This window comes from Mesorhizobium sp. M5C.F.Ca.IN.020.29.1.1 (assembly GCF_003997375.1).
GTDB classification, from domain to species: Bacteria; Pseudomonadota; Alphaproteobacteria; order Rhizobiales; family Rhizobiaceae; genus Mesorhizobium; species Mesorhizobium wenxiniae.
Map to the genome: position 1 here is coordinate 1 of NZ_RZSW01000818.1, position 1,977 is coordinate 1,977.

At 58.8% G+C, this 1,977-nt stretch carries 1 protein-coding gene; it reads left to right on the forward strand.

Annotated features, from left to right (window positions below):
* Window positions 1–1,977, forward strand: a 1,977-nt coding sequence (locus tag EOA85_RS33890) for an AAA domain-containing protein (protein WP_245486290.1), incomplete at both ends; no start/stop codon positions are given.

A 1,977-nucleotide genomic window follows, 5' to 3' on the forward strand; every position in this document is an offset into this window, starting at 1 on the left:
CGCTCGTACTGGTTCAAATTGTCGAATCCGTCGTCAAGGCGTTCGAAATCTATCCGGTCGAAGCGCTCGAATCGTCCAGCGATCGTGGTCGACGCTATGTGACAATTCGCGGGCTTCCAAACAATGATCGTGATCGTATCGCCAAGCGCATCGGCGTCCCCGAGACGTCGGCGGCGCTGGCCAGGCTCTTCGCGGAGGAGCACCGGGACGCCGAAAGCCAATGGCGCATCAGCCTTTCCGCGAGCCTGGGCGGGTCTAGAACGCACGACATCACGGCGTCGTTTGTCGACGTCGTCGAGAAACGAGGTGGTCAAGCATACCGATTCGAGGTTGACGACGAGGTTCCCCAGGGAGGTCCGCTGTTCCTACGTGCCGACGGTGAGACCGGCACCGAGAAGGTTATAGGGCGGCACCTGGCGAATATTCGCGCGCTCAACACGCGTGTCGATCTCGTGGACATGCTAGACGATCCTTGGCGACTTCAGCGCTCGAGCAAGGCGGCGCTGAGGGAAGATGCCGCCGAGTTCGCGGAACTGGATCACCCGAAGCAGAAGGCTCTGCGCTCTATCTGGAGCACTCTTCCGTCTTTCTTTGTCGTTGGTCCACCTGGCGTGGGGAAGACAAGGCTAGCGACAGAATTGATCTGGCGCCGTTTCGAGGATCCATCGACTCGCATCCTCCTGAGTGCACAGGGTCACGACGCCCTCGATAACTTGCAGGAAAAAGTCAAGGAGGTGCTAGCCAGTCACGATGCGCATGGCGTTATTGTCGTGCGTTCGTCATCACTTCGGAGGGCGAAAACCGAAGACGATGTGCAGCGTGTTGCCGCGAAATACCTTCGGGCTTTGGCCGGGAGCCAAATGGTCTCGGAAAATATCTCCGGTGAGCGCGAGCAGATCAAGCGTCTTGCCGCGGCGTACGACCGGCTTGAGGCCAAATCCGCTCAGACGAACCGAGCTCAGTTGTCGTCAGAGGAGGACGAATTGCATGACGAAGAACGAAAAGGACTGCGAGGCATGTCCAATCTCGTCCTCGATGCAGCCAACATAGTGATCTCAGCGGCGAACTCGGCCGACATTGAGCGGATGGTCGACGCCCGCGAGCAATTCGATTGGGTGATTGTCGAGGAAGCAGCGAAGGCGACCGGTCCTGAGGTTGTCGGTCCTTTGATGCTCTCAGGCCGGCGACTGCTGATTGGAGATCACCATCAGCTCCCCCCGTTCGGAGCCGAGCGCATCGGTGGCATCTTGGGAAATTATGCCCTGGTTGAACAGACCTTGGATATAGCAGAACAAGTCGTCGCTTCTGTCTTGAGGGACGGCGAACTCGAATCCATGCAAGCTCTGCGGACCAATCCACCGAAGTTTAAGGAAGTCACCGACCTCGCGTTGCGGCTGTTGGAGCCATTCCGAAGTGTCGTGGTCGAAGACGAGCGGCGATCGCAGGCAAATCCAAGCCATCGCCACATCGCGGCAACGCTGACCGAACAGAGGCGCATGGACCCGGCCATCGCGGAAATCGTTTCCAAGGCATTTTACCAAGGGAAGCTTCTGACAGAGCGCGGGCGCCGTGAGCGAGCTCAGACCGAGCCGGCGCCGTTTTTTACGATTGATCCGTTGCCCGCTTCCCCCGTCGTCGTGGTCGACTTTCCCCATGTCAGTTCTACAGGCCGGCGCGAACGGATGGAGTTCGGGAGCCCGCGTTGGCACAATCCGTCTGAGATCAACGCCGTAATCAATGTGCTTAGGCACGTGCGAGCAGACACGTCCCGCGGCAACCCCTCCCTTGCAATTCTTTCTCCATATAAGGCCCAAGTCGAAAAGCTCTCCGATCGCGTCGCCGCCTTGCTTCGTAGCGACCTCGCTCACTTGGATGCGTTTCGCCCGGTGCGGCGCGGCGGCAGTTTTGTCGGCACTGTCGATTCCTTCCAAGGAAGTGAAGCCGATCTGGTTGTCATCTCTCTCGTCCGGAATAATC